Annotated in this window: 3 protein-coding genes; 2 read left to right on the top strand and 1 reads right to left on the bottom strand. The window is 70.1% G+C overall.

Features of this window, described 5'->3' with window-relative positions; all coding sequences use genetic code 11:
* A partial coding sequence (locus Q0L54_RS00870) for a hypothetical protein (protein ID WP_296664641.1) occupies window positions 1-983 on the top strand: 983 nt, incomplete at its 5' end.
* A gap of 82 nt (window positions 984-1065) precedes the next feature.
* Here the strand turns inward: Q0L54_RS00870 and Q0L54_RS00865 are convergent.
* A complete protein-coding gene (locus Q0L54_RS00865) occupies window positions 1066-2724 on the bottom strand; it encodes a DUF389 domain-containing protein (RefSeq protein ID WP_296664640.1) in 1659 nt (552 codons plus the stop codon).
* A 106-nt stretch (window positions 2725-2830) separates the two neighbouring features.
* Here Q0L54_RS00865 and Q0L54_RS00860 point away from each other — a divergent pair.
* On the top strand, window positions 2831-3612 hold a 782-nt coding region (locus Q0L54_RS00860), incomplete at its 3' end, for a L,D-transpeptidase family protein (protein WP_296664639.1).

Raw genomic sequence — 3612 nt, 5'->3', positions numbered from 1 at the left:
CCGCGTCCGGCACCGGACCCGACTCCGACACCCTCACCTGGGAGAGCCTGATCCCCGGCACCACCTACACGGTGACCGAGGAGACGGACGGCGACTACGACCAGACCCTGTCCTGCACGGGCGTCCAGGATGAGGACGATGCGGCCAACTCGGTCACGTTCGTCGCCGGCTTCGACCAGTCGATCACCTGCGAGGCGGGCAACGCCGCGCAGCCGTCCTCGCTCACGCTGGTCAAGGAGGTGACGGGCGTCGCGGACACCTACGCGTGGAGCTTCGACTTCCTGCTCCTGCCCGACGCGACCGGCGGCGGTCTCCAAACCGCGTCCGGGACGGGATCGACCACATCGTCCCCGCTGGAGTGGACGGGCCTGGTGCCGGGGGAGACCTACTCGGTGATCGAGCAGGTCACCAACGACTACGACGGCACGCTGGTGTGCGAGGAGGTGGACGATCTCGACCCCGCTCCCACCGTGGTGACGTTCGTCGCCGGGTTCGGCCAGTCGATCACCTGTGCGGCCACCAATGCGGCCCGCGCCTCGGAGCTCACCGTCACCAAGACGGTCGAGGGCGTCCCGGCGAACCGCGATTGGGGCTTCATGTTCTCGATCGCACCGGAGGCGGACGGCGTGCCGTCGCAGCTGATCGAGGGCACGGGACCCGTCACATCCGAGGCGATCACGTGGACCACGCTCATCCCGGGCGTCACCTACACGATCGCCGAGACGGAGACCGACGGCTATGTCCAGCGGCTCACCTGTGACGGCGTCGAGGACCTCGACGATGTGGCGTTCTCGGTGACCTTCGTCGCCGGCTTCGGCCAGACGGTGACCTGCGCGGCGGTCAACACGCTGATTCCCACGAAGGGCGAGATTCCGGTGCTGTCCGAGACCGGCTTCGACGTCCGCGGAGCGCTCCTGCTCGCGATGACGCTGATGGTCGCCGGGCTCGCCGTGCTCGGAGTGCGGAGGCGCCGCACCGACTGACCTGATCCCTCAGCATCGGGCTGCCTCAGGGCAGGGCGCCGCGGCCGGCGAATCGCCAGCCGCGGCGCCATCGCGTCCGGCGTCAGCCCGCGGGCGGCGCGATCGTGGTGACCTCGATGGGGATCACCGTGAGCTCCAGCCCCACGGGCCGGATGAAGTTGTCCTGCAGTGCGTCGCGCAGCGCGCTCGCCGAGGGAGCGTCGCCGGGCCCGGAGATCGACACCGAGACGGAGCCCTCGGTTAAGGACACGTCCGTGACCACGAACTCGCTGTCGTCGCCCAGCCACTCCTCGACCGTCCTCTGAGCGTCTCGCTCCCGGGTGTCGGTGGTCAGGAGTCCCTCGGACGTGAGCATGAGCGGGATCAGGATGATTCCGGCGAGTGCGATGAAGGGCGCGACGGTGAGCAGGATCTGGCGGGGCCGGTTGCGGAGCACGTACGGCCGCGCGAAGCCGGTGATGACGAACACGGCCGATGCGGCGAGCACGATCGCCACGAAGTTGGTGAGGAAGAGCAGCAGGGCGCCGCCAGCGTCGTCGAACCGGCCGGCGTGGAGGCTGACGCCCACGACCGCGAGCGGCGGCACCAGCGCCACGGCGATCGCGACGCCGGCGATGCCCGCGGCCACGCGTGCATTCACGGTGGCGAAGGCGCCCGCCGCGCCCGCGGCGAGCGCGATGAGCATGTCGACGGTGTTGGGTGTCACGCGAGACACGATCTGCGAGTTGGTGCTGAAGGACACGGCCACCGGCGCCCACGCCGTGATGCCGTAGGAGAGGGCGATGGCCACGATCGCACCGGAGATCACCATGGTCGCGGACTGGAAGGCGCGCCGGCGCCAACCGTTGACCAGGGCTCCCGCGAGTCCCAGGATCGGGACCATCAGGGGAGCGACCAGCATCGCGCCGATGACCACCGCGGTGGAGTCCGCGAGCACGGCGAAGGTGGCGATCGCGACGGAGAGCACCAGCATCACCCACCACGTGCCCAGCTTGGTCAGGCGCTCGGGTCGCTCGAAATAGAGTCCCTCGGATTGATCGGCCCGCTCCTTGCGACCGATGTCGGATCCCTCGATCCAGTCCCACAGCACGTCCGGGATCGACGCGGTCGCGGGGTCCAGCCCGTGGCCCCGGGAGGTGCGGCGGAGGCTCCAGGAGATCAGCACGAACCCGACCACGAGCGACCCGGTCGCGGCGGCGATGATCACGGTGTTGCTGATGGAGGACGGCACCATGTAGGCGAGCACGCCCATGACCACGGCGATGGACCCGCCGGCGAGTCCGGGCAGGGGGTCGCGTTCCTTGCGCTTCAACACCGCCGAGATGATCACGATCGCGCCGCGGATGCCCACGTAGATGCCGACCAGGCCCACCACCAGCCGGAGGCTGAGATCGCCGATGCCCGCGTACGCCATGAGAGCCAGCAGCGCGGCGAAGCTCGTCCCCACCAGGCCGCGAGGCGCGGCCAGCCAGCGGCTGATGCGCTTGCCGAACCAGCGCCGTCCGGTGACCGCGTAGAAGAGGTCGGTAAGGCCGGCGAAGCCGAGCAGCACGATGACGACGAACTGCACCAGCGTGGTGGTCGCGCCGGGCAGCAGCAGGACCACCCCGCCTGCCACCACGCACACCAGACCGCGCAGCGCGACGGAGTTCGACGTGGAGGCGGCGAACCTGCGCGCCTGATCCCGGAGCCGTGGGTTGGCACTGGGATTGGCCCATTCGGCCTTGTCGTCGAGCTCCATGAACGCCCCTTCGTGTGGACCCTGGGCACATCGTAAGGCCGCGCTACCCCTGCCAGGCTCAGCGGCCGTACTGTGGTGCTGCCGGGGGGAAGCTGAGGGAGGTTCCATGCGCCGCATCGTTGCGCTGTGGTCTGTGGTGGGTGCGCTCGCGCTGGCCGTGGCGGGGTGTTCGCCCGCGTCGGCGCCTGCCCCGGACGCGTCGCCTGCCGCGACGCCCGGCGGAGGGTCGAGCGGCGCGCCGGCGATCACCTCCTCGCCCGAGGTGCCCGACCCTTATCTCTCTTATGTCGCCGAGGTCCAGGGGGGCGAGATCACCGTGCTCGACGCGCCCGGCGGCACCGACGAGCTGACCGTCAAGGCGGCGGACGTCCTCACCGTTCCGGACCAGACCCCGTTCGTGTTCCTGGTCAAGCAGGTGCAGGGACCGTGGGTCGAGCTCTACCTGCCCGTGCGGCCCAACGGCACCACCGGGTGGGTCGACGTCGACCAGGTGGTGCTGCGCTCGACCACCATGCACGTCGAGATCTCGCTCGAGGACTTCCAGCTCGCGGTCTACGACGGCGAGACGGAGCTGCTGAGCACGGAGATCGGACTGGGGCAGGACGAGCTCCCCACGCCCGGCGGCACCTACTTCATCCGCGAGCTGCTGCAGCCCCCGGAGCCCGACACCGTATACGGCCCCTACGCGTACGGCCTCTCGGGCTACTCGCCCGTGCTGGACTCGTTCGCGGGCGGGGACGCCGTCATCGGAATCCACGGCACGAATGATCCGACGTCCATCGGGCGCGCGGTCTCCCACGGCTGCATCCGGCTGCCGAACGATGCGATCACGGCCCTGGTCGAGGACATCGGGCTGCCGCTCGGGACGCCGGTGCACATCGCGGCCGC

This window comes from Demequina sp., from assembly GCF_024642165.1.
Lineage (GTDB): Bacteria > Actinomycetota > Actinomycetes > Actinomycetales > Demequinaceae > Demequina.
The sequence above is the reverse complement of the archived record's forward strand: the minus strand, read 5'-3'. Positions and strand labels throughout refer to the sequence as shown.

Coding starts and splice junctions, on each gene's coding strand:
- Q0L54_RS00865 (WP_296664640.1), bottom strand. CDS start 2,724: ATGGAGCTCGACGACAAGGCCGAATGGGCCAATCCCAGTGCCAACCCA.